Annotated in this window: 17 protein-coding genes; 5 read left to right on the top strand and 12 right to left on the bottom strand. The window is 60.7% G+C overall.

Features of this window, described 5'->3' with window-relative positions; all coding sequences use genetic code 11:
* Positions 1–6 precede the first annotated feature (6 nt).
* The 3 genes from phsA to EIEH_RS06645 form a co-directional block, all read right to left on the bottom strand.
* Entirely contained in the window at positions 7–2,283 is a 2,277-nt protein-coding gene (gene phsA, locus EIEH_RS06655; RefSeq protein ID WP_015871176.1) for a thiosulfate reductase PhsA, read from the bottom strand.
* An 802-nt stretch (positions 2,284–3,085) separates the two neighbouring features.
* Positions 3,086–4,144, bottom strand: coding sequence for a nicotinate-nucleotide--dimethylbenzimidazole phosphoribosyltransferase (cobT, locus tag EIEH_RS06650; protein ID WP_015871173.1), 1,059 nt, complete (start codon positions 4,142–4,144; stop codon positions 3,086–3,088).
* 51 nt (positions 4,145–4,195) lie between these two features.
* Positions 4,196–5,737 (bottom strand): cobyric acid synthase, encoded by a 1,542-nt coding sequence (locus EIEH_RS06645; protein ID WP_015871172.1) that lies wholly within the window; start codon positions 5,735–5,737, stop codon positions 4,196–4,198.
* A 610-nt stretch (positions 5,738–6,347) separates the two neighbouring features.
* On the opposite strand from EIEH_RS06645, the gene cobD reads away from it, so the two are divergent.
* From cobD to EIEH_RS06630, 3 genes are all read left to right on the top strand, one after another.
* Complete coding sequence (gene cobD / locus EIEH_RS06640) at positions 6,348–7,424, top strand: threonine-phosphate decarboxylase CobD (RefSeq protein ID WP_015871170.1); 1,077 nt, start codon at positions 6,348–6,350, stop codon at positions 7,422–7,424.
* Between the two features lie 472 nt (positions 7,425–7,896).
* Positions 7,897–9,309, top strand: coding sequence for a pyruvate kinase PykF (pykF, locus tag EIEH_RS06635; RefSeq protein ID WP_015871168.1), 1,413 nt, complete (start codon positions 7,897–7,899; stop codon positions 9,307–9,309).
* A 305-nt stretch (positions 9,310–9,614) separates the two neighbouring features.
* Positions 9,615–9,851: a major outer membrane lipoprotein gene (locus EIEH_RS06630; protein WP_015871167.1), complete on the top strand. Its 237-nt coding sequence runs from the start codon at positions 9,615–9,617 to the stop codon at positions 9,849–9,851.
* Positions 9,852–10,026: 175 nt separating this feature from the next.
* On the opposite strand, the gene EIEH_RS06625 is transcribed toward EIEH_RS06630, so the two are convergent.
* Together EIEH_RS06625 and EIEH_RS06620 are read right to left on the bottom strand one after the other, a co-directional pair.
* On the bottom strand, positions 10,027–11,019 hold the full coding sequence (locus tag EIEH_RS06625; protein ID WP_370447962.1) for a L,D-transpeptidase family protein: 993 nt from the start codon (positions 11,017–11,019) through the stop codon (positions 10,027–10,029).
* Positions 11,020–11,600: 581 nt separating this feature from the next.
* The gene (locus EIEH_RS06620; RefSeq protein WP_015871163.1) at positions 11,601–13,220 is read right to left on the bottom strand and encodes a peptide ABC transporter substrate-binding protein; all 1,620 of its coding nucleotides are present in this window, start codon (positions 13,218–13,220) and stop codon (positions 11,601–11,603) included.
* Positions 13,221–13,439: 219 nt separating this feature from the next.
* On the opposite strand from EIEH_RS06620, the gene tpx reads away from it, so the two are divergent.
* The gene (tpx, locus tag EIEH_RS06615; RefSeq protein ID WP_015871162.1) at positions 13,440–13,943 is read left to right on the top strand and encodes a thiol peroxidase; all 504 of its coding nucleotides are present in this window, start codon (positions 13,440–13,442) and stop codon (positions 13,941–13,943) included.
* Positions 13,944–14,002: 59 nt separating this feature from the next.
* On the opposite strand, the gene tyrR is transcribed toward tpx, so the two are convergent.
* Positions 14,003–15,589, bottom strand: a complete 1,587-nt coding sequence (gene tyrR, locus EIEH_RS06610; RefSeq protein WP_015871161.1) for a transcriptional regulator TyrR — start codon at positions 15,587–15,589, stop codon at positions 14,003–14,005.
* Between the two features lie 379 nt (positions 15,590–15,968).
* Between tyrR and sseA the strand changes: the two genes are divergently transcribed.
* A complete protein-coding gene (sseA, locus tag EIEH_RS06605) occupies positions 15,969–16,808 on the top strand; it encodes a 3-mercaptopyruvate sulfurtransferase (RefSeq protein ID WP_015871160.1) in 840 nt (279 codons plus the stop codon).
* Between the two features lie 56 nt (positions 16,809–16,864).
* On the opposite strand, the gene EIEH_RS06600 is transcribed toward sseA, so the two are convergent.
* From EIEH_RS06600 to pspA, 6 genes are read right to left on the bottom strand one after another with little or no spacing between them, the layout of a single operon-like run.
* Positions 16,865–17,932, bottom strand: a complete 1,068-nt coding sequence (locus EIEH_RS06600; protein WP_015871159.1) for a TIGR01620 family protein — start codon at positions 17,930–17,932, stop codon at positions 16,865–16,867.
* A complete protein-coding gene (locus EIEH_RS06595; RefSeq protein ID WP_015871158.1) occupies positions 17,929–19,329 on the bottom strand; it encodes a YcjX family GTP-binding protein in 1,401 nt (466 codons plus the stop codon). The genes EIEH_RS06600 and EIEH_RS06595 overlap by 4 nt, the downstream gene beginning before the upstream one ends.
* Positions 19,330–19,340: 11 nt before the next feature.
* Positions 19,341–19,550, bottom strand: a complete 210-nt coding sequence (locus EIEH_RS06590) for a hypothetical protein (RefSeq protein ID WP_015871157.1) — start codon at positions 19,548–19,550, stop codon at positions 19,341–19,343.
* A 36-nt stretch (positions 19,551–19,586) separates the two neighbouring features.
* Complete coding sequence (pspC, locus tag EIEH_RS06585; RefSeq protein ID WP_015871156.1) at positions 19,587–19,940, bottom strand: envelope stress response membrane protein PspC; 354 nt, start codon at positions 19,938–19,940, stop codon at positions 19,587–19,589.
* Positions 19,940–20,167 carry an envelope stress response membrane protein PspB gene (pspB, locus tag EIEH_RS06580; RefSeq protein WP_015871155.1) on the bottom strand — a complete coding sequence of 76 codons (228 nt, stop codon included), beginning with the start codon at positions 20,165–20,167 and terminating at the stop codon, positions 19,940–19,942. The genes pspC and pspB overlap by 1 nt, the downstream gene beginning before the upstream one ends.
* A gap of 45 nt (positions 20,168–20,212) precedes the next feature.
* Positions 20,213–20,878 carry a phage shock protein PspA gene (gene pspA, locus EIEH_RS06575; RefSeq protein ID WP_015871154.1) on the bottom strand — a complete coding sequence of 222 codons (666 nt, stop codon included), beginning with the start codon at positions 20,876–20,878 and terminating at the stop codon, positions 20,213–20,215.
* Positions 20,879–21,010: the final 132 nt, after the last annotated feature.

The following is a 21,010-nucleotide window of genomic DNA, read 5'->3' as shown; positions in this document are numbered from 1 at the left end:
GCTCCTTCAGGCGCGGCGCAGGGTAACCCCGGCGGTGTGGACCACGGTGCCGGACACCGGGCTGGTTGCATGGGGCAGCAGATTGCCGCAGTGGATCCCGTGGCGGCTGGCCGTCGTACGGGCACCGGCCTTGGCGCCAAACCCCATATAGACAAACAGGGTATCGGGGCGGATCGCCAGCGTCACCAGCGCCCGTCCCTTCTCCCGGCCGGTCGGGTTCTCCAGCCACACCGTATCGCCGCTGCGGATACCGCGCGCCTGTGCCGTCTGGGGATGCACCCACACTGCGTTGTCCCACATCAGCTCGCTCAACAGCGGCACATACTGCGTCGCACCGTTGGTGTGCACCGCCACCTTACCCTGAATGAAATAGAGCTGATCCGGCTGCTTAAGGGGCAGGTTGCGAAAGCGCGGGGCGCCATATCCCGGCAAGAGCGCCTCCAGCGCCGCCGAATAGAGCTCGATACGTCCGCTTGGCGACTTAAAGCGCAGGGCCCCGCCCAGCGTGCCGTCGCTATCCCGCTGCGCCGCCTGAGGGTAGCGCTCGACAAACCGCTCAACCGAAGCCGGCTCGCGCAGCAGCAGCGGCACCCCCCAGCTGAGATATCCCTTTTCGCGCAGCGCGCCGTACAGCGCCCGATCGCCACCCAGCTGAAACAGCTGGCGCGTCGCCATCGTCTCCCAGGGGTAGTACTGGCCCAGCCCCAGCGCCTCCCCCAGCTCCTTCCAGATCTGCCAGCTGGGCCGCGCTTCGCCGATGGTCTCCACCACCTGCTGACGCAACGCATAGGCTGGGTTGAGGCCGGACACATCGCTGACCTCCTCATCGCGCTCCAGATAGGTGCACTCCGGCAGCAGATAGTCGGCATAGGCGGCGCTTTCGCTCAGATACACATCGCAGCTCACCACCAGCTCCAGCCTCTCGACGGTTTTGACCAGGTCGGGCCGACAGGTGACGGTCTGAAACGGATTATGACGCGACATAATCCACCCCTTCAGCGGATAAGGCGTCTGCGTCAGCGCGGCATCGATAATGCTTTGCACCACGCCGCCGCTGGCGGTGATATAGGTAAACTGCGGCGCCGTTGCGTCAATGCGCGGCGCCTGGATGGATGGCATCCCCTTTACGCCGGGTTTGGCCAGCGTCGGCGCCACCGTCTCACCGGCCAGCGTGTTATAGACGGAGGCCCCCTTCTTCTGATACAGCCCCCCCTGACGCTCCACGTTACCCAGCAGGGCATTCAGGGTGAAGATCATCCGCCGCATATCGACCTCTTCCTGCGAATAGGTCGCACGGTGGCCCGGATTGACAATGGCGTGGGGCGCACTGGCAGCCAGCTCACGGGTTACCCGTACGATGACCTGCGCCGGGATATCAGCATGTTGCTGCGCCCACGTCGGCGTAGTCTCACTGACGGCCTCCGCCAGCCGATCGAATCCCAGGGTATAGCGATCGACAAAGGCCGCATCGTACAGGCGCTCGGCGATCATCACGTGACACATCGCCATCAGCACCGGCAGGTCGCCGCCGGGGCGGATCGCATGCCATTCATCGGCCTTGCTGGAGAAGACCGACAGCCGCGGATCGAAGCTGACCACCTTGGCGCCCCGCTCCTGCGCCATCATCATTTCATGCGTATCAGCAACCTCGATCCCCTCATACAGATTATGACCGAAAGCCACCATATAGCGGGTATTGACGATGTCCATCGCCAGATCGCCGCCCATCATCACCTTGGCGGCGATCGACTTACCCGCCGGACAGGTCGAGGCATGGGTGAAGGTATTCGGAGAGCCATAGGCGGAGGCCAAATGGAACAGGTGCCCTGAGAGGGATCCGGACTTGGAGGAAAAGGCCAGGCTTTGCGCGCCGTGCTGCGCCTTGATGGCATTCATCTTTTCAGCGATCTCACGGTAGGCCTGCTGCCAACTGATCGTCTGCCACTCCCCGGCGCCGCGTGGGCCGCGGCGCTTCATCGGCCTGACGATACGCTGCGGATCGTTCACCAGGCTCACCCCGCTGCCGCCGCGGGCGCAGATCCGGGTGCCCTGATGCGCCGCCTGCGGATTACCCTGGATAAACACCGTTTTATTATTCACCACCTGCGCCTGTATCGGGCAGCGGAAAGAGCACATCTCACACAGACTGGGCGTCAGCCTGGCCTTACCTTTTATTTCATCGGGTCGATTCAACGCCAGCGCCCCAGGCGGAAAACTGCTGAGGGCACATCCACTACAACCGACTCCAATGCCTTTAAGAAAATAACGACGACTGATACTCATATAATCTCCTTTTTATTATACAAAATGATTATAGGGAGAAAACATCTTCATTACTTGAGCTCATCAGCAAATCAGCAGCACGCGGTAAAATATTTTACCGCCGCCGAAGTCAGCATGATAAATAAATATATATTGCACTGATACATGCCACAAAAAAGATAAATAAAAAATATCATTACCAGATAAAGTAATAATACACAGCAAACGCCGTTAATAGTATAACGCCTAATTTTTTATTCCATCACTCGCGCGCCTCCGCCCTGAACAGCACGCCACGCACGGCATGCTGCCGTATATCTCGGCATACTCCCCGCGGCAGGATTTAAAAAAGAGTAGTCCGGCTAACATAAAGCGGTTTTTTGATAGAAGATTCAATTAATCGCCACAATTACCCCAGAGATAATCTGGTACTGCGCAATATGTTTATTGATATATCCAATAAAATTTTTTTCAACATTTCAGCAAAGCACAGTAAAAATAGAAGAGGTAGATTTATAGCCTATCTCAGAAGGGATATATTGTTGCAAACAGTTTGGTCACGGACAGTGCGCAACAACCGGAGTATACACGCGGTACATGCGCATTGTGAGCGCGACCCAGAACAAAAATGGCAAATCAAATAGCCTAATGGGATAGGCTCTTATAGCATATTCAATAAATAATGATATGGAATCTCATCAATATATTCATGGCGAGATCAGCACGCCCCTGATTACTCCCCCGCCATTTACCGCGGCGATCACGATACCTACACACCGCGATCACTGCGGGTCAATGCGCAGGACATGCCGTTAGCGCACGACTACGGCAGCACAATATTGCTCTGGCTCAGTAGCCCCATGCGCTGATGGAGGGCACAGGCCGCCTCCACGATCGGCATCATCAGCGCTGCACCGCTTCCCTCCCCCAGGCGCATATCCATATGCAGGTACGGTGTCAGCCCCAGCGCCGCGAGCGCCAGCGCGGCCCCCTTCTCCGCCGAATGGTGCGACGGGATCAGGTAAGGGTGCACCCCCGGTGCGATCCGGCAAGCAGCCAGCGCCGCGGCATAGGAGAGAAAGCCATCCAACACCAGTGGAACCCGCGCCGCCGCGGCCCCGATCATCACGCCGGCCATGCCGACCAGATCGAACCCGCCCAGCGCCGCCAGCGTCGCCACGCCGTCTTGGGGGTCAGGCGCATTGATACGGATAGCCTGCTCCACCACCGCCACCTTATGCCGCAAGCGATCGGCCGGCAGGTTGGCGCCCAGCCCCACCGTCTGCGCCGGCACGCTGCCGGTCAGCACGCTGACCAGCGCCGCCGCCGGCGTAGTATTGGCGATGCCCAGTTCGCCGATCCCCATCAGATTGACCCCCGCCTTGGCCTGCGCCATCGCCAGCCTGGCGCAGCGCACCAGCAGCTCTTCGGCCTGCACCCGGCTCATCGCCGGGCCGTGCGCAATATTGCCACAGCCCCGCCCCATGCGCATATTGACCGCCTGCGGCAGGGGATCAGCGTCGATGCCGGCATCCACCAGCGTGACGGCGGCGCCGGCCTGCTGCGCCAGCACACACACACCGGTGATCCCCAGCGCCATATTGTGCGCCTGGATGGCGGTCACCGCCTGCGGCGAAATGGCGACCCCTTCCTGGTATACACCGTGATCGGCGGCGATAACGAAGATCTGTTTCTTCGTCACGACCGGTGGCCGCGGCGCAAAGATCCCGGCCAGCTGAACGGCGAGCTGCTCCAGCCGTCCCAGACTGCCGGGTGGCTTCAGTAAACTGTCTTGGCGCTGGCGCGCCTGCGCCTGTGCCGCGTCGTCCAGCGGACGAATGGCGGCGACGATCTCCGCCAGCGTCTGTGCATAATGGGTCATCGTTACGTATCTCTTAAGGTTAATGTCATGCGGGGCATACCGTTCGCGTCATCATGATGACGGCGCCCCGCCCGCGTGGGCGCGCATCAGCTGATAGATCCGCGCGATGTCCACATGTTCGCGCAGCGCCGCCGCCAGCCTGTCAAACTGCTGCTCGCGCCAGGCGGAGTAGTTGAGGGTCGGGCCACCGTCCGGCGCCAGCCCCTTACGCTCGCGCAGCGCGTCGAGCAGCGCCCGCGTTAGCACCGGGGTATCAAACAGCCCATGCAGATAGGTGCCCATCACCAGACCATCGGCACTGATGGCGCCCTCCTCCCGATCGTCTGCCGTCCCGTTGGACGACAACAGGCGGCAGAACGGGGAACATCCGGCGCCGCGCCGGGTCACCCCCATATGGATCTCATACCCCGCCAGCGGAATCGCACTGCACCCCGCCCACGGACCGGGCAACCTGCCCAGAGCCTCGCCCCGCACCTGCGCGGTGGTTTTCTCCCGGGCAAACCGGGTTTCACAGTCCAGCAGCCCCAGGCCGCTCATGGCCGCCTGCGCCGACTCAACGCCATCGACGATCCGCCGTCCCAGCATCTGGTAGCCGCCGCAGATGCCCAGAATCGGCGTACCGGCCTGACGGGCGCAGAGGATCTGATGGGCCAGGCCGCTGTCGCGCAGGTAGCGCAGATCGGCCAGCGTGCTTTTGCTGCCCGGCAGAATCAGCAGGTCCGGGCGGCCAATCTCATCGTGCTCCGTGATATAGCGCAGGGTAACGTCCGGCTGGGCGTTCAGCGGCGAGAAGTCGGTAAAGTTGGCGATATAGGGGAGCTGCAGCACCGCGATCTCCAGTGCCCGCCCCTCTGCGTGGCGGTACTTACCGCGCTGCAACGCCACGCCGTCCTCGTCATCCAAATCAAGCGTCAGCCACGGTAGGACCCCCAGCACCGGCACGCCGGTAAGGGACTCTATCTGGCGCAGCCCCGGAGTGAGCAGGCTGAAGTCACCGCGGAACTTATTGATGATGACTCCTTTGACCCGCGCGCGCTCCTGCGGCGTCAACAGTGCCAGTGTGCCATAGATAGCGGCGAATACACCGCCGCGATCGATATCTGCCACCAGCAGCACCGGCGCGTCGACCTTCTCCGCCATCCCCATATTGACGATATCGCGATCGCGCAGATTGATCTCCGCCGGACTGCCAGCCCCCTCCAACACCATGATATCGACCTGGCTGGCCAACTCACGGTAAACCTGCGCCACCTGCTCTAACAGTCGGGGCTTATAGCGGTGATAGTGGACGGCGTCCATATCCTGCAGCACCCGTCCCATCAGCACCACCTGGGCATGACAATCACTGGTGGGCTTCAGCAGGATCGGGTTCATCCGCACGTCCGGGGCGATGTTGGCGGCCTCGACCTGCATCATCTGCGCCCGTCCCATCTCGCCGCCGTCGGCGGTGATCCCGGAGTTCAGCGCCATATTCTGTGACTTAAACGGCGCCACCCGGTAGCCATCCCGGGAGAACACCCGGCACAGCCCGGCGCACAAAACGCTTTTCCCCGCGTCCGAGGCGGTGCCCTGTATCATGATCGATAGGGTCATTCTCCCTCCACCAGGGCGCGCGGCGGCCAGCCGGTCAAGGCCGGGTTAGCGCTGGCGCCGAACCATCGCATTCTCATCGTCGTTTACCTTATAAAACACCCGCCGAAACGGGTTGGTCATGTATCCGCGCAAACGGCGCTTTGCAGCGCCGACAGACCCAGCCCATCCCTGCCCGCCGGAGGCATTACTCTGTTATGGTATGACGGTCGGCATTCTGACTTGGCCTCACACTTACCCGCCCCTTCCCCCCTGGCGATCGGTGCCCTTCTACGGGGTCGTCAGCCTCACCGCCGCCGCGGCTGCGGCTGCGGCTGCGGCTGCGGCTGCGGCTGCGGCTGCGGCTGCGGAAGGATCGTACCGCCGGCCCAAACACATCGCGTCAGTAAACCGTCATACACCTGCTGGCACTTGCAAAAAGACGCCTGAAACGCATAAATTACAGCAAAATCATCAAAAGAGTAGCCTTACCCCTCATTGAAGGGGCTGATGGACAGACAAACGGCGCCCCGTGCGCAGAATGTATCCGATCAGGGGCGCCCCATTAACCGAGGGCGCCGGTGCCCGCCGTGACGGCGATGCGGGGCACCGGCCTCCCTTTTGGAGCACCGCGATGTTACACAGCCAGCACGGCGGCGACGTTATCGGCGTCGCAGAGCGCCTGGGCGTCAGCGCACTCAACCTCACCGACTTCAGCGCCAATATTAATCCCCTGGGTATGCCTGACAGCCTGCGTCAGGCCCTGCATCACCACCTGTCGTTGGCCCAGCCCTATCCCGATATTGAATACCGCGCGCTGTACCGTGCTCTGGCTGACCATCACGGGGTTGACGCCGGATGGATCGTCGCCGGCAACGGCGAGACGGAGCTGATTTTTGCCCTGGCCGATGCCCTGCGTCCGCGGCGTGCCTTGCTGCTGACGCCCGGCTTTGCCGAGTATCGGCGGGCGCTGCAGCGGGTGGGCTGCGCCATTCAGACCCACCCGCTCAAGGCCGGGAACGGATTTCAGGTGGATGAGGATCTGCTGGCAGCGCTGACGGCCGATCTGGACTGCCTCTTTATCTGCACGCCCAATAACCCGACCGGACTCACCCCCGATCCCGCTCTGCTGCTGGTGCTGGCGGAGCGCTGTCAGCACCTGGGCATCCGCCTGATCGTCGATGAGGCCTTTTGGGACTTCATCACCGATGAGGCGGGGATGATCCCGCAGCTGGCACGCTTTTCCTGCCTCTGTGTGCTGCGCTCCCTGACCAAGTTTTACGCCATCGCCGGGCTGCGCCTGGGTTACCTGCTGAGCGCCGATGCATCACTGACCGCGCGGCTGCGGGCGCGACAGATGCCCTGGAGCATCAATGCCTTTGCCGCACTGGCCGGCGAGGTCGTGTTGCGCGACCGCGCCTATCAGCAGGCCACCCATCGCTGGCTGGCGCAGGAGCGCCCTTTTCTGTACTCGGCGCTGGCGGCGCTGCCGTCGCTTCAGGTGTGGCCCGGTCGCGCCAACTATCTGTTTCTGCGCTGCGACCGCCCACAGATATGTCTACAGCAGGCCCTGCTGTCTCACGGCCTGTTGATCCGCCGCTGCGCTGACTATCCGGGACTGGATCCGCGTTATTATCGGGTTTGCGTGCGCCTGCGTTCCGATAATCTGCGGCTGATCGCCGCCCTGCGTACATGCCTCTGCGCAGGCTGACGCACGCCTGCTCCCCCGCCGTGAACCGGGCCGGAGTAGGTCTGTCATGACACGCAGGCCCGATGGCGACGCCGCCATACTGGTCGCACCGATCGCGGCAGAGTGTCACACCACGCACTAGACAGCGCGCGTTGCGCAACAAACCTGGCCTTTTCGCGCCCTTTTTTCATCATTGCGCACCAGGCCACCAAATTCGTTGCCTTTCTTGCGTTTAAATACGTATAATATCAGGCGTCAATTTTGTTGAATGGTTTCAGCCCTTGATTCTTCGCAGCGCCTGCTACATAACAACGCGACCTTTGCACTGGTCACCTCCCCACGGGCACGCATTTTTTGCCCCGGTACATCGGCTGTCACCTATTCCTCTTAGCCGTTCTATTTTCACATCACCTGTTTTACCCCCTGTCCTCCCAGTCGCTGGCGGTGGGAGTAAGCTTTTTCCAATCCATCACAACTTGCAGAAATGAATGTCATGAAAAAGACCAAAATCGTATGCACCATCGGTCCGAAGACCGAATCCGAAGAGATGCTGGGTAAACTGCTGAACGCAGGTATGAACGTAATGCGTCTGAACTTTTCCCACGGTGACTATGAAGAACACGGCCAGCGCATCAAAAACCTGCGCGCTGTCATGGAGAATACCGGCCAGAAAGCCGCTATCCTGCTGGATACCAAAGGACCGGAAATCCGCACCATGAAGCTGGAAGGCGGCAATGATGTCTCCCTGACCGCTGGCCAGACCTTCACCTTCACCACCGACCAGAGAGTCATCGGTAACAACGAACGCGTCGCCGTCACCTATCCGGGTTTCGCCGCTGACCTGCGCATCGGCAACACCGTGCTGGTGGACGATGGCCTGATCGGCATGGAAGTGACCGATGTCACCGAACGTACCGTGGTATGCAAGGTTCTGAACAATGGCGACCTGGGCGAGAACAAAGGTGTTAACCTGCCGGGCGTTTCCATCCAGCTGCCGGCGCTGGCTGAAAAAGACAAGCGCGACCTGATTTTTGGCTGCGAGCAGGGCGTTGACTTCGTCGCCGCCTCTTTCATCCGTAAGCGCGCCGACGTCCTGGAGATCCGTGAGCACCTGAAGGCCCACGGCGGCGAGCAGATCCAGATCATCTCCAAGATCGAAAACCAGGAAGGTCTGAACAACTTTGACGAAATTCTGGAGGCCTCCGACGGCATCATGGTTGCCCGTGGCGATCTGGGCGTGGAAATCCCGGTAGAAGAAGTTATCTTCGCGCAGAAGATGATGATCGAAAAATGCAACCGTGCCCGCAAAGTGGTCATCACCGCGACCCAGATGCTGGACTCCATGATCAAAAACCCGCGCCCAACCCGTGCGGAAGCCGGTGACGTTGCCAACGCCATCCTCGACGGCACCGACGCCGTTATGCTGTCCGGCGAGAGCGCCAAGGGTAAATACCCGCTGGAGTCCGTCGGTATCATGGCGACCATCTGTGAGCGTACCGACCGTGTCATGCAGAGCCGTATCGATACCCTGCACGACTCACGCAAGCTGCGTATCACCGAAGCAGTATGCCGCGGTGCGGTAGAGACCGCCGAAAAGCTGGATGCCCCGCTGATCGTCGTTGCCACCGCCGGCGGCAAATCCGCCAAAGCCGTCCGTAAGTACTTCCCGGATGCGATGATCCTGGCGCTGACCACTAACCCGGTCACCGCCCGCCAGCTGATCCTGAGCAAAGGCGTTATCCCTATGATGGTCAAAGAGATCGCCTCTACCGACGATTTCTACCGTATCGGTAAAGATGCTGCCCAGGAAAGCGGTCTGGCCCAGAAAGGCGACGTTGTCGTCATGGTCTCCGGCGCGCTGGTACCGAGCGGCACCACCAACACCGCATCAGTACACGTGCTCTGATAGAGAGCAAAAAGATAATTAAATTCAAGCGCCGCTCTGCGGCGCTTTTTTTATCCTGTCACAACATTTTTATCTCTTGAACTGATATTATTAATAGAATTAACTGAATAACGAAATAAGAAGATTCCAATAGAAGCGACCTGTTTTGTCTCTCTTTTTTTAACCTTCCCGCAAAACAAGGTGGTTCTTTGAGCGAACGATCAAAATAAACCGATTTGGCATGAAAAATTTATTCTCTTTAGAAAATGGTTTGTGTAATACTTGTGACGCTACATGGAGATTAACTCAATCTAGAGGGTTTTATAATGAATCGTACTAAACTGGTACTGGGCGCTGTTATCCTGGGTTCTACTCTGCTGGCTGGCTGCTCTTCCAACGCTAAAATCAACCAGCTGTCTTCTGACGTTCAGACTCTGAACACCAAAGTTGACCAGCTGTCTTCTGACGTGAACGCAATGCGCGCTGACGTTCAGGCTGCTAAAGACGATGCAGCTCGCGCTAACCAGCGTCTGGACAACATGGCTCACGCTTACAAGAAATAAGATTTCTTGAGTTGAGCAAAAGAGGCGCACTTCAGTGCGCCTTTTTTATTTCTGCACCACCCTCTCTCGCCTCTAACGCGCCTCCTCCATTCAACGCCCGCACGCCCTGTGTCACGCTGCGATACGCAAAAAGGGGGGTTGCACTTCCTATTCGATACACCGGGCCCCTGGCTCCTTAGCGGCCGTCCAATACTGCCTCGGGGATAGCAGCATCGATCGGCGCCGGAGCGCTAGCGGACGCCAGAACATTAGTGGATGCCTCGTTGCTGAGCGGCGCAGCATGGCTTACCAGTACCGGCATACCTGAACGTCGCGCCATCGCTCCATCAAACGCTGCGCGCTCCGTCAGCGGGCTGGCTGCGAAGGTGGACAGACGTCCATTCAACACGATCGGTAGCACCTGCGGATCGTCACGCTCAGAGCGCGACAGCGGCTGGTGCACCTCAACATAGCGTTTACCGTCCGGCTCTACCGACACCTTCAGCGGCTGATTGACAATCTGTACCCGGGTTCCTCCAGGTACGCTGCGAAACAGTGCTTCAATATCATCAGGACGCAAGCGGATACAGCCGGAGCTGACCCGCATGCCGATGCCAAAGTCGGCATTGGTACCGTGGATAAGATAGACCCCGCCCTGGGCGGCCAGACGCAGCGCAAAGCGCCCCATCGGGTTATCCGGTCCGGCGGGCATCACCGCAGGCAGGCTGATCCCCTGAGCCTGATAGTCGCGGCGGATATTGGCGGTCGGCGTCCAGGTTGGATCCTTAATATGCTGAGAGATCCGCGTCACCATCTCCGGCGTATCGCGTCCCAGCTGGCCGATGCCGATCGGATAGACCTCAACCCGATTCTCTCCCGGCGGGTAGTAGAACAGACGCAACTCGGCAAGGTTGATAACGATCCCTTCACGCGGCGCGTCCGGCAGAAGCATCTGGGCTGGGATGATCAGCTCGCTGCCCGGCCGGGGCAAGAAGGGATCTACGCCGGGATTGGCCTCCAGCATCCCCAGCAGCCCAATCTGAAATCGCGCAGCCGTCGCCTCCAGTGGTTTGCCATCGCGGGGAACGGTGTAAGTAAAATTTTCGCCAATGAGGCGGCTGTCAGACGTCGGCAATGGATAGTCCGCCGCGTGGGCGCCGCTCCCTGCCGCCATCCATAGCGACAGCATAAAGCTTACTGCAGTCAGTGTACATTTCATGCTGGGTTCCCGATCTGTTCTGTATCTACCGACGCCGCCGCGTCGGATACCGTCTTGGGCGACAGCCGCAGGCAATCGACACAAATATTAATATTTACTGATGTAATGGCAATTTATTCTGCCAGTATTTCTCTAAGCAATTCTGAGATTTACACTTGTTTTCAAATAATTACTAAAATATAGCTGGCAAAATCCTCCGTGGACTCAACGCTGAGGGAGGTAGAGGGGGGAAAGGAGAAAACGCGCTGAGAAATACTCTTCCACCGGCAAACCAGCGGCATGACATACCAAAAACGTCTATTTTGACATCCTTAGGTGAAAAGTTGCTCCAGAGCAGGGAATAATGTCTATTTATATCGCTATCCACGACATATAGTGAAATAAAACATTATTTTTTTCTTTATTCTTTGCGTCTATTTCCGCGGTGCTGCCAGAGTAAATACGCTAAATATGTTCTTTCTTTAAATAAGCAGAATAGAATGGCCATGGCACTCTTATTTTAGAGCCATGGCCAACGAGGACAATATCGTCATCCAGCGGAATAATACGGGCTAGTGCTTTATGATATACAGCTGGCGGCTGTAGGCGACATCCTCCGGATTATTGATGGGGTATCCCTTTACCCAAGGCTTAATCAACCTAGCATTGGTGTACTGATACAGAGGGGCGATCGGCGCCTCCTCTGCCAGCATGCGCTCCGCCTGTTGGTATATGGCGCTACGCTTCTGCGCATTGCCTTCCCGCGCGGCCTGCAGCAGCAGCGCATCGTATCCCGGCTGGCTAAAGCCGGTCAGGTTGCCGCTGTTGTGGCTCCCCAGCAACCCCAGAAAGCTGGAGGGCTCATTATAGTCAGCAATCCACGACCCACGTACCACGTCAAACCGACCGCTGTGACGGTTATCAACATAGGTTTTCCACTCCTGATTGGTCAGCTCAACCTGAACCCCCAAGGTCTTTTTCCACATTGATGCCACGGCGATGGCAATTTTCTGGTTATTCTCCGCTGTGTTATACAGCAGCGACAGCCGGAGCGGCCGCGATGGCCCGTAGCCCGCCTCGTGCAGCCAGGCCTGCGCCTGACGGTTACGCTCTGCCTGACTCATCAGCTGCATCGGCAGCTGCTGCGGCGCCATACCGTTTGTCGCATCCGGCGTCAGCCGATAGGCGGGCTTCTCCCCACTGCCCAGCACCTTGCCGGCGATAATCTCGCGATCGATGGCATAGGAGAGCGCACGTCGCACCCGCACATCGTTCAACGGCGCGCGGCGGGTATTGAACGCATAGTAGTAGGTCCCCAGCTGAATCGGCGTAAACACCTCACCGGGAATGCGCTTTTTCAGCGTCTGATACATGTTTTTCGGAAAAGACTCGGTGATATCCAGATCCCCGGCCAGATAGCGTTTGGTCGCCGTGCTCTCTTGGTTTATTAAAACAAAGGTCACCTTTGTCAGTTGAGTATGGGCCTTATCCCAGTAATAGGGGTTCGGCGTCAGCACGATATGTTCGTTGACCACATGCTGCTTCAGCTGGAAAGCGCCGTTACCCACCAGGTTACCCGGACGCGTCCACGACTGGCCATAGCGCTCAACCACCTTCTGTGGCTGTGGGAGCAGACTGAAATGGGCGCAAAGCTGTGGGAAATAGGACAGCGGGAAATTCAGCTGCACCACCAGCGTATGGGCATCCAGAGCCGTCACACCCAGTCGATCGGGGGGCAGTTTTCCGCTGACAATCTCCGCGGCGTTGGCGATCCCCGCCGTCTCGGCAAACCAGGCAAAGGGGGAATGGGTCTTCGGATCAACCAGACGCCGCCAGGAATAGACAAAGTCGTAGGCTGTCACGGGATCGCCGTTGGACCAGCGTGCCGTATCGCGCAGATGAAATACATAGCGCTGCTGATCCTTACTCTGCCAGGCATAGGCCACGCCGGGCTGGATGCTGCCATCTTCCCCTTGATTAACCAGCCCCTCAAACAGATCGCGCAGCACCTGTGCCTCCGGCAATCCGACGGCGGCGACGGGATCCAGCGACACCGGCTCATCCTTCAGTTGGCGTACCACGCTCTGCGTCTCGGCCAGCACGGTACCTGGCGGTACCTGCGCCGCCAGGACGCTTTGACTTACGGCGACGACCCCAACGGCCGCCGCGACGGCCAGACGAAAAAGCTGCATCGTTTACTATCCTATGTTGATCACACTGCCCGTAGGGCGCCCGGTTGGTGCCACGCTACCCTACTCTGCCTGAAGCGTGCATTCATCACCACCCCCACTTATTGCCTGGTGGAACCACCATGCAAGTAAACAAAATCTTAACACCACTCACCTATTAATGGCGCATTAATTAGCATACACTGAACACCCATTAACAATAAGTAAACAAGAGGAAGTTTTATGACACAGACTGTTTTATTCCGTGGCACACCGGTCACGCTCGACGGTCACTTTCCACGCCCCGGCGAAACGGCGCAGCCGTTCTCCCTGGTGTCGAAAGATCTGGCAGATCTGAACCTGGTAAGCTTTGGCCAGCAGCGTAAAATTCTCAATATTTTCCCCAGCATTGACACCGGTGTCTGCGCCACCTCGGTGCGGCGCTTCAACCAGCTGGCCGCCGAGGCCACTAACGCCGTCGTGCTGTGCATCTCCGCCGACCTGCCTTTCGCCCAGGCGCGCTTCTGCGGCGCCGAAGGGTTGAATAACGTGATTACCCTGTCCACCCTGCGCGGCGGCGAGTTCAAGCAGGCGTATGGCGTGGCGATTGCGGAGGGACCGCTGGCCGGACTGACGGCGCGGGCGGTGGTGATACTGGATGGTGAGAATCGGGTGATTTACAGCCAGCTGGTGGCGGAGATCGCCGACGAGCCAGACTACGAGGCCGCCCTGGCCGCGCTGAAGTAACACTCAGGCAGGCACCGTACCGCAGGCGACTCGCCTTGCGGTACGGCGTCAAGACTCCCTTATTCTCCCTGATGGTGGGGATCGGCCTCCTGATGACGGCGGCTGCTCAGTCCGTATTCGCGCAGCTTGTTGGCGATGGCGGTATGGGAAACGCCCAGTCGTTTGGCCAGCTTACGGGTGCTCGGGTAGTTACGGTACAGGCGGGTCAGCACCGAACGCTCAAAGCGTTTGCAAATCTCATCCAGCGAACCATCCAGCACCTCATCCCCCAGCGCCATCTCGGCCTCAAACTCCGGCAGCACAATGTCCTGCGGGCGCAGCTCGTAGCCCTGGAGCTGCGTCAGAGCGCGGTATACGGCATTCTTCAGCTGACGCACGTTGCCCGGCCAGCCATACTGGCTGAGAAACGCGCTCAGCTCCAACGCCAGCTTAGGCCGCGGCATCCCCTGCTCGTCGGCAAAGCGCGCGACAAACAGCTCCGTCAGCGGCATGATATCCTGTGTGCGTTCGCGCAGCGGCGGCAGGTTGAGGGTTAATACGTTGAGGCGATAGTAGAGATCCTCGCGGAACAGCCCCCGCTGCACCAGGTCGATCAGGTTCTTCTGGGTCGCGCAGATCACCCGTACATCGACGCGCACCTCGTGCTCCTCACCGACACGGCGGAAGGTGCCATCATTGAGGAAGCGCAGCAGCTTGGCCTGCATGCGCGGCGACATCTCGCCGATCTCATCCAGCAGCACAGTGCCGCCGGTGGCCTGCTCAAAGAAGCCCTTCTTGCCTTCCAGCGCGTTGGGATAAGCCCCCGGCGCATGGCCGAACAGTTCGCTCTCTGCCACCTCGTCGGGCAGCGCGGCGCAGTTCAGGGCCAGGAATGGCTTTTTGCCGCGCGGGCTGCGCAGATGGCAAGCGCGGGCCAGCACATCCTTGCCGGTACCTGTCTCGCCGACCAGCAGCAGCGGCGCATCCAGCATCGCCAGCTTACGCGCCTGCTCCAGCAGCTGACGCATCTTGGGGCTGACGCCGATGATATGGTCAAACTCGCTGTTGTCGTTAACCGCCAGATTCTGCAGCTGGCGCCCCATGCGCACCGCTGACTTCAGCACCACCACCGCGCCAACCGGGGTGCGGTGCGTCTGTTTACTGTCGTCCAGATAGATGGGCATGATATCCATCAGGTAATCCTGACCACGGATCACCACTTTCTCGCTGTGCGGCGCGACGTCATCGTCCTCCAGCCAGCGCATAAAGTTGTAGCCGCCGATCAGCGTCGCCGCGGTCTGCTGGCAGATTTTCTCCTCGCTGGTGGCAAACAGGGATAGCGCCGCCTGGTTGGCCAGCTCAACCTTGCCCTTCATGTCGATGGAGAAGACCGGCTCCGGCAGCGACTCCAGCAGCGCCCACATGGCCCTGTGCTCACGCTCGGAGGGCATAAACGGCACGGTCCGGACGTCGGTTACCCCGCTGATGCGACGGATCTCCGCCATCAGCTGACGGAACACCTCAAAATCCAGCTCATTAAAGTTCAGATAAATTCGCCCAATGGTATCAATCTCAATGCCGCGCAGATCGATATTACGGGCAGCGAGAAGATCCAGCAGTTCACGCGTTAGACCGATACGATCTTCACAAAAAACTTCCAGACGCATTAGTTTTGACCTTACTCTGCTTATGCTGCGTGTGTACGCGAAAAACAGCCGTTGTTTGCCCAAACCACCAGCACAGCGGCTGAAGCTATTGCCTGTCACCCAAAGTTGACAGATTTTTCTGTTATATGCCAGTCATCTTCCCCGATTTTAATCGGTTGATGAGCGCCGTTGGCCTACCCTGAGCGTCCCATCACGGGCGCGGACGAGGCTGCCATGGGCGTAAGCCAACGCGTACAGTATCTTATCATATATTTATCATACATTTTAGTTGAAGATAGCGGAAGGCTGGCATAGGTCATGCGTTCATGCGCGCGGCCATACACTGCGCCAAGGTTGCGGTATACAATCGAATCTCCTTTGCCATGCATTCGGAGCAACCATGTCATCCTCTCTGTTTGTCACTCCGCAGTGGCTGGCCGCCCACCTGGCGGATCAGGATATCCAGCTGCTCGACGCCCGTCTGGCCCCCCCGGGGCCGCGCACCGATCCCGTCGCCCGCGTCGAGCCGGAGCGCCTCCCCGGCGCCCTGCGCTTTGATATCGATGCCCTGTCCGACCACGCCAGTCCGCTGCCCCACATGCTGCCGTCCACCACCGATTTTGGCGCCGCCATGCAGGCGCTGGGCGTCGACAGCCGGCGCCATCTGGTGATCTACGATGACGGTACGCTGTTCAGCGCTCCGCGCGCCTGGTGGATGCTGCGGACCTTCGGCGCCGAGCGCGTCTCGCTGCTCGCCGGTGGGCTGGCTGCCTGGCAACGTCTGGGACTTCCTCTGCGGCAGGAAACACAGACCATCACCCCGCCGGGTCACTTCCCTGCTCAGTTGGATACCCGCCGCCTGCGCAGCGCCGCGCAGGTGCTGGACGCGCTGGGGGATAGTCATACCCAAATCATCGATGCCCGGGCCGCCGCCCGCTTCCGGGGCGCGGCGCCGGAGCCACGCCCCGGCCTGCGCCGCGGCCACATTCCCGGCAGCCATAACCTGCCGTGGGACAGCGTCGTGCGGGACGGCGTTCTCAAGACGCCGGAAGAGTTGCGGGCGCTGTTCAGGCAGGCCGGTATTGACCTGCAGCGCCCGATTATCGCCAGCTGTGGCTCCGGCGTCACCGCCGCGGTGCTGCTGCTGGCGCTGGCGGCGCTGGACATTGAGGAGACGGCGCTGTACGACGGCGCCTGGAGCGAATGGGGGGCAGACGATACGCTGCCCATTGCGCGGTAACCCGGCTACGCTGGCGGGGGAAGCCGGAGCCCGCCGGGGCACAGCCCCGCGGCGGGCTAGGTTCTGCGCTCTGCCTTTGCCGCAGGCAGCGTCCGCCGCAGCTGGGCTATCAGCTCTCGGCGAAAATCCCCCAGACGCGGGCGATCGTCGCCGATCCACGGCAGCGGACGGCACAGCTCCATCGCCTTGATCCCCAGCCGCGCGGTCAACAGTCCGGCACCGATCCCCTGCGCCGCCCGCGCCGACAGCCGGGCCGCCAGATCCTGGGAGAGCCAGTCCATGCCCACCTCCCGCACCAGCTCCGAGGCGCCGGCAAAGGCGATGTTCAGCAGCACCAGGCGGAACAGGCGCAGGCGGCTGTAGTACCCCAGCTCAATGCCGTACAGCGCGGCGATGCGATTGATCAGGCGCAGATTGCGCCAGGCGATAAAGGCCATATCCACCAGCGCCAGCGGGCTGACGGCGATCATCAGGGTCGACTCGGCGGCGTAGCGGCTGATCTCCCGCCGCGCCTGGCTGTCGAGCACCGGCTGTACCAGCGTGGCGTACAGGGAGACCACCTCGCGATCGCTGTGGCTCTCGTGCAGCGCCGCCTGCCAGCGCTGCACCGCCGGGTGGCTGCCATCCAGCCCGGCCTGGCGCAGCAGGCGTTCGCAGAATGCCCGCCCGCCGCCGACGGCGTGGCTGTGCAGCAGGTCTGCGGCCAGCTCACGCTCTTCGGCGCGTTGGCGCAGCCGGTAGAGATGGCGCCATTCGGTGGCCAGGGCGCCGACGCCGGCCAGGACGATCATGCCTCCGGCCACACAGCCGCCCAACGCAATCCAGTCCTGGCTGACCCAGGCCTGATGCAGCCAGGCCGCCCCCTGCGCCAGCACGCTGAGGCCAAACAGCACCACCCCGCCCGCCGCGATACGCCGCCACAGGCTGCGGCGCGGACGCAGGGCCATGCTGACCATCCCTTCCAGCTGCCCCTCCTCCTGCTCCGCCTCGGTCTCTGACGGCGCCAGGGGCGTAAACGCCTCGGCCTGATGCGCGTCGAATGCCATGCCCGGCTGCAGCGACGGCGTCGGCTCTGCGCTCAGCGACGCATCGAAATCGATGCGCGGTTTAATCGGATCGTTCACCGTAATTTATCTCCCAGCAAAAATTCCATCACGCTATCCATACGGATATGCGGCAGCGGCGTATCCAGCGCCGTGCGCTGCGGCCGGAACTGTTCGAAATGAAACCCCTGCTTCTGCCAGAATGCGGCCTGCGGCAGGCGTGCCGGTACCTCGCCCGGATACACCGTCAGCGCCGCACCGTCGCTCAGGCGCTCCCCGCGCAGGGCCGGGATCGTCTGCCCCTGGTGATCCACCACGCCGCTCTGAGTCGCCTGGATCGCCGCGATGCCGGCACAGTCCATGCTGATCCCCTCAAAGGCCGCGTTTTGCCAGGCATCCTGCACCAGCTGCTGCAGCAGCGAGACCAGATTGGCGTACTGGTCGGCGGTCACATGGTCGGCCTTGCTGGCGGCAAACATCAGCCGATCGATACAGGGAGAGAACAGACGGCGGTACAGCGTGCGCTTACCGTAGTTAAAGCTCTGCATCAGCTGGCTGAGGGCCAGCCGCATATCATTAAACGTCTGCGGCCCGCTGTTGAGGGGCTGCAGGCAGTCCACCAGGACAATCTGGCGGTCGAAGCGCGCGAAGTGCCGACGGTAAAACCCCTTCACCACTTCGCGGCAGTAATAGTCGTAGCGCTGGCGCAGCATGCCGATATTGCTGTGCCGGTCGGCGCTGGCCAGGCGGGCCTCACCCGCCTCATCCAGCCCCGGCCAGGGGAAAAACTGCAGCGCCGGCGCGCCGGCCATATCCCCCGGCAGCACAAAGCGACCCGGCTGAATAAAGTGCAGGCCGCGCTGTTTGCACTGCAGCAGATAGTCGGTATAGGCCTGCGCGATGGCCGCCAGCTGGCGCTCGTCCGCCGCCGCCAGCGGATCGCAGGCGGCGCACAGGCGCAGAAACGGCCCGGCCAGCGTCCGCCGCTCACCCTGCAGCAGACCATTCATCTGGCGCGACCACGCCAGATAGCGCAGATCGAGCATCGGCAGATCCAGCAGCCATTCGCCGGGGTAGTCCACGATCTCCAGGTACAGCGTCGAGGTCTCTTTGAAGTGGCGCAGCAGCGACTCCCGACTGCGGTAGCGCAGCGCCAGACGGATTTCGCTGACGCCGCGGGTCGGCGTGGGCCAGTCGGGCGGCTCGCCGTGCAGCTGAGCCATCCCTTCGTCATAGGTGAAACGGGCCACCCCCAGCTCACGCTGCGGCACCCGTTTTACCCCCAGGATCCGCTCCTCACGCGCCGCGGAAAACAGCGGCAGGCGCGCGCCGCTGTGGAGATGCAGCAGCTGATTGACCAGCGACGTAATAAACGCCGTCTTGCCGCTGCGGCTCAGGCCGGTGACCGCCAGACACAGATGGCGATCCAGGCCGCGGTTAACCAACGCGTTGATATCGTGCTGTAGCCTCTTCTTCATATTTCTCCTTGCTATTGCCCGGCCGACACATCATGCCGGACATCCTGCTGAAAATGGTGCGTCGTCACATAGCGTACGCCGCGGCGCAGTGCGGGCGCCAGCGTCCAGCGCAAGATCAGACGCAGCGGACGCCAGGCGACATAGCGGGTGACGCCGGCGGCGATGCCCGCCGGGGCGGCGCACAGCGGTCCGGCGCGGCGCGCCTGACGAAAGAAGGTCATATGCCTCTCCTCGGGTATCCGGCGGCGCTGATACGGCTATAGCTGACGGAAGCGCCGGTTCAGGCTAAACGCCGGCGAGGTCACATAGCGCTCCAGACGACGCAGCCGCTGTTCGCACGCCTCCAGCTCCCCGGCGGTGCGCGCCAGCTGCGCCCGCACGCCCGGCGCCTCGGGCGGCCGTTCGCCCTGTGCCACCGGCAGCGTAAAGGCCAGGATCAGGTACGCCGCCAGCGTAATAACAAACAGGCCGCAGAAGATCGACACGACCGCCATCGCCCGCACCAGAGCAACCGGAACATCAAAGTAGTCGGCGATCCCGGCGCAGACCCCCTTGAACACCCCGCGCTGAGGCAGGCGGTACAGACGACGCGGAGACAACGACGGGCTCATCAGGCGTCCCTCCAGCTGGGATGCTCCGCATCCAGAATCGCCTCCAGGGCGCCAATACGCTGGCGCATCCGCTGCGCCTCCTCGCTCAGCTGAGTCAGACGCTGCTGCTCCTGCGCCTGCAGTACGTTGTCGCTGCGCTGGCGGTTACCGTAGTGCAGCCACAGCCAGATAGGCAGGACAAACAGCACGAACAGGGTCAATGGAATGGCGAGAAACAGATAGCCCATAGATGCTCCTTGGATGGATGGTCAGTGCGCCGGACTGTAGCGCGCCTATTCGCCACGCTGCAGACGGGCCTTCATTTCACTCAGCTGACGACTGATTTCATCATCGGCCTTTAATTCAGCAAACTCCTGCTCCAGGCTCTTCTTTTTGCCCAGCCCCACGCTCTCGGCCTCGGCCTCCATCTGATCGATGCGGCGCTCAAACTGCTCGAAGCGCGCCATCGCCTCATCCAGCTTGCCGCTGTCCAGCTGGCGGCGGACATCGCGCGAAGAGGCGGCGGCCTGCTGGCGCAGCGCCAGCGCCTGCTGGCGGGCGCGGGTTTCACTCAGTTTACTCTCCAGCTCGCTGATTTCACGCTTCATTCGCTCAAGGGTCTCATCAATGCTCTCCACCTCATGCCGCAGCGTCAGCAACAGGTCGGCGACGCGCTGTTTTTCGATCAGCGCCGCCCGTGCCAGATCCTCTTTCTCTTTACGCAGGGCCAGCTCCGCTTTCTCCTGCCATTCGTGACACTGTAACGATGCCTGTTCGATGCGGCGCAGCAGCTGTTTCTTTTCCGCCAGCGCGCGGGCGGAGGTGGAACGTACCTCGACCAACGTATCCTCCATCTCCTGGATCATCAGGCGCACCAGCTTCTGCGGATCTTCGGCCTTATCCAGCAGCGTGTTGATATTGGCATTCACGATATCGGCAAAGCGCGAAAAAATACCCATAAAGTTATCCTCAGCTCAGTCAGTATTGCGGCCGCCGTGCTGTTCCAGCAGGCGCCACGGTGTAGGCTGATATATACAAGAGCCATGCCAAGTCTACGTTGTGGAGAATAATCATTACAATTCAAAGTGTTA

This window comes from Edwardsiella ictaluri ATCC 33202 (genome assembly GCF_000264785.1).
In the GTDB taxonomy this organism is placed as follows: domain Bacteria; phylum Pseudomonadota; class Gammaproteobacteria; order Enterobacterales; family Enterobacteriaceae; genus Edwardsiella; species Edwardsiella ictaluri.
Note: the sequence above shows the minus strand (reverse complement) of the source record. Positions and strands in the feature narration are given on the sequence as shown.

What these genes read in the sequence shown, in the direction of transcription:
- EIEH_RS06595 (WP_015871158.1), bottom strand. Translation starts at nt 19,329, where the DNA reads ATGAAGAAGAGGCTACAGCACGATATCAACGCGTTGGTTAACCGCGGC.
- pykF (WP_015871168.1), top strand. Translation starts at nt 7,897, where the DNA reads ATGAAAAAGACCAAAATCGTATGCACCATCGGTCCGAAGACCGAATCC.
- EIEH_RS06590 (WP_015871157.1), bottom strand. Translation starts at nt 19,550, where the DNA reads ATGACCTTCTTTCGTCAGGCGCGCCGCGCCGGACCGCTGTGCGCCGCC.
- pspC (WP_015871156.1), bottom strand. Translation starts at nt 19,940, where the DNA reads ATGAGCCCGTCGTTGTCTCCGCGTCGTCTGTACCGCCTGCCTCAGCGC.
- phsA (WP_015871176.1), bottom strand. Translation starts at nt 2,283, where the DNA reads ATGAGTATCAGTCGTCGTTATTTTCTTAAAGGCATTGGAGTCGGTTGT.
- cobT (WP_015871173.1), bottom strand. Translation starts at nt 4,144, where the DNA reads ATGACCCATTATGCACAGACGCTGGCGGAGATCGTCGCCGCCATTCGT.
- tyrR (WP_015871161.1), bottom strand. Translation starts at nt 15,589, where the DNA reads ATGCGTCTGGAAGTTTTTTGTGAAGATCGTATCGGTCTAACGCGTGAA.
- EIEH_RS06620 (WP_015871163.1), bottom strand. Translation starts at nt 13,220, where the DNA reads ATGCAGCTTTTTCGTCTGGCCGTCGCGGCGGCCGTTGGGGTCGTCGCC.
- tpx (WP_015871162.1), top strand. Translation starts at nt 13,440, where the DNA reads ATGACACAGACTGTTTTATTCCGTGGCACACCGGTCACGCTCGACGGT.
- EIEH_RS06630 (WP_015871167.1), top strand. Translation starts at nt 9,615, where the DNA reads ATGAATCGTACTAAACTGGTACTGGGCGCTGTTATCCTGGGTTCTACT.
- EIEH_RS06625 (WP_370447962.1), bottom strand. Translation starts at nt 11,019, where the DNA reads ATGCTGTCGCTATGGATGGCGGCAGGGAGCGGCGCCCACGCGGCGGAC.
- sseA (WP_015871160.1), top strand. Translation starts at nt 15,969, where the DNA reads ATGTCATCCTCTCTGTTTGTCACTCCGCAGTGGCTGGCCGCCCACCTG.
- cobD (WP_015871170.1), top strand. Translation starts at nt 6,348, where the DNA reads ATGTTACACAGCCAGCACGGCGGCGACGTTATCGGCGTCGCAGAGCGC.
- pspB (WP_015871155.1), bottom strand. Translation starts at nt 20,167, where the DNA reads ATGGGCTATCTGTTTCTCGCCATTCCATTGACCCTGTTCGTGCTGTTT.
- EIEH_RS06645 (WP_015871172.1), bottom strand. Translation starts at nt 5,737, where the DNA reads ATGACCCTATCGATCATGATACAGGGCACCGCCTCGGACGCGGGGAAA.
- pspA (WP_015871154.1), bottom strand. Translation starts at nt 20,878, where the DNA reads ATGGGTATTTTTTCGCGCTTTGCCGATATCGTGAATGCCAATATCAAC.